Source organism: Petralouisia muris (genome assembly GCF_004793545.1).
Classification (GTDB): Bacteria; Bacillota; Clostridia; order Lachnospirales; family Lachnospiraceae; genus Petralouisia; species Petralouisia muris.
In genome coordinates, this window is sequence record NZ_SRYA01000181.1 from 1 (window position 1) to 2,465 (window position 2,465).

The 2,465-nt window shown below is 44.3% G+C and carries 2 protein-coding genes and 1 pseudogene; 1 reads left to right on the forward strand and 2 read right to left on the reverse strand.

The window, feature by feature from the left end:
- Positions 1–50 precede the first annotated feature (50 nt).
- Together E5329_RS31400 and E5329_RS31405 are read right to left on the reverse strand one after the other, a co-directional pair.
- A pseudogene (locus tag E5329_RS31400) lies at positions 51–275 on the reverse strand (IS630 family transposase); the annotation flags it as partial.
- Positions 241–1,011, reverse strand: a complete 771-nt coding sequence (locus E5329_RS31405; protein ID WP_275443876.1) for a hypothetical protein — start codon at positions 1,009–1,011, stop codon at positions 241–243. The gene E5329_RS31405 and the pseudogene E5329_RS31400, both read right to left, overlap by 35 nt.
- Positions 1,012–1,668: 657 nt before the next feature.
- On the opposite strand from E5329_RS31405, the gene E5329_RS28865 reads away from it, so the two are divergent.
- Positions 1,669–1,845, forward strand: coding sequence for a hypothetical protein (locus E5329_RS28865; RefSeq protein ID WP_275443877.1), 177 nt, complete (start codon positions 1,669–1,671; stop codon positions 1,843–1,845).
- Positions 1,846–2,465 lie beyond the last annotated feature (620 nt).

Genomic DNA, 2,465 nt, shown 5'->3' on the forward strand with positions numbered 1-2,465 from the left:
AGTAACACAAAAGGGGAAAATACAAAATAAGCTTTTCCGGTTTATCCGGGTTAGGAAGTAGTAAACCCAGGATACAACGAACTAAGTTTTATTCGGGCATCGCTTGTCCGAAAATGCCAGTTGACTTTTGCCGCGGATGTATTCCTTTCTGCTTCCCATATTGACAACTCACTGCGTAATAAGTCTATTTCAGCAATATGCCGGGAAAGGCGCTGTCTGGTCATTACATTCAGTTCAATTTCAGCAATGTCCAGCCAGCTCCCATGCTTCGGGGTACTTTCCATGCGCTTCGTCCAAATCAAGTATAATCTGGCATCTGCATCGGATTGTTTTTGAAGTTTTTTTCTTTCGTGTGGAGGTGCGCTGGTCATAGATCTTCTTATAAGCATCTGTGCCGCGGGGGACATCGGTGTAAAGCCGGATATCCCATTCGGGCCGGGTCTTGACGACTCTCCCATATTTGGAATCTGTGCAGGAGTTTTTACATTTGGAACAGTGTTCTTTCCCATAGGGGCAGCGCCACATGAGATAACCGCTGGATCTGTCATAACCGTTAGGTTTCATGCGCAGTTTTTCCTGACATAGAGGAGTCCCATCTTTGTCAATGGTGATGGTATCAGGAATTGTTTTTGGCCGGCCGCATTTGTCGTTCAGGTCGATGAAGGCCCGTATTCCCCTGTTTTTAAGGATCCGGTAGGTGGGGGAATTGTCCATTGCAGAATCCAGGCACATATTCGAGGTGGAAACAGCCGGCATATGTTTTTCCAGTTCATGGAAAGCGGCAAGGAAATTGACCGAATCATGCCGCCTTGCGCTGGTAAAACGCAGAAGCAGGGGGATATCTGTCCTGAGTTCACTGTTATAGCAGGATAATTGGAACAAAGTGTAGCCGAAGTAATATTTTTCCAGGTCGCTGTCCCAGCCCCAGGAAGCATCGGGGTTGGGGAAATGCCGCAGGCCTTCCGGTGCGCCAACCCTGTGGTGCCCGCGTGGGCAGGCATGGGTATGCACGGCAGTGCAGTCCAGAGCCTGTCCATGAAGTCAAAATAAGAACCGAGGGGAGGCAGGGAATCCGTAGTGCAGCCGATGAGGGCGGCAAGGAGGCGGTCGTGTTTGAGCCTGTCGACCCAAAGGGTAAGGGATAGCTTGGCCAAACCTTCTGAAAATAGAAGAAAGAAAAGGATAAAAGACCTTAAGATTTGCGGCTGGTTCTTAGCGGGCCTGCCAGTGTTGGAGTAAAAGGGCAAAAGGAACTCCATGGCCTTATCGGAATCGAAAAGCCGGAGCTTCTGCCATGGTTTCCAAAGCTCCGTATGGAGCCGGATTCTTTCAGAGAATCGAAATGGACTTTGGATTCGTTGAGAAAGCGCTTGTAATCTTGCATGGACTGCCAGTGCTTGATCATAAAGTGCACCTCCTAGTAGTTTAGTGCTGTGCGTGTGGCACAGACGCTTCTTAACTACAAGGGGCGCGTTTGGTGACTGGCATATATGGTCACCAAACGCGCCGCACATTTTGACTTATATGTCAATACTTTTTTGAAAATTTAACAAAAATGTTTTCCGGGATATGGAGGAAAGTAAAAAAGAAGAACATGAAAAAAGAGCGGAAATTCGGGCTTAAAGAGTTTCCGAGACCGCTCAGAATGAGAAATGGAGGTTGGATTATATGACTTTGCAGATGAATTATCAGGAGAAATATGAGCAGGGTGTGGAACAGGAAAAAAGACGATCTGCATTAAGAATGATAGAGGCGGGGAAATTGTCTTCAGAGGAAATTGCGTTGTATTCTGGACTTAATCTTGAGCAAGTGTTAGAATTGGAAAAAGAATTGCAGCCCGTATAGATGTGTGCATATAAAATTGGATGTGTATAAAAAAACAGAGATTCCCAATTTGGAATCTTTGTTTTTTAATATCCTTTTTAGAGTTTTATTGTTTGTTGAAGAAATTTCCAGAAAGCTCTAGCGATATGGGATTGATATTAGATTTGTCCTTTTTGATATAGCAATGATGTAGAAATCAGAAAAATGATGTAGTAATGGTGTAGATTTTCTATTTTACGCTATTTACCGATATATTATGGGGTTTCAGGGGCTGTGCCACTGACCGGAAAGCCATCTGTCAGGATGGCTTGCATGTGTGTGACATAAAATGCGTATCTGGCGAAAACTTTGGGAGTGAAAAGGAGGCGAAGTTTTCGGGGCGGGGGGAATTTTACGGCAGCAAAACAGACAGGTAAAAAACAGGTGCAGGGAACGAAAAACTTTTTTCCAATAACAGGCTGACTTCTGAAATAGAGATCGGCATAATTTGTAACAATAAAGATGTGCATGTGATTTTTATTGTTTCAGTAAACCGATTATCTACAAGGAGCTTCCTGGATACTTTAAAGAGTAAAAGGAATTGACCAAAAAGCAAGCAAATGTAGAAAATCAGGCAATTAATCTTTTGTCAAAAGAGGAAC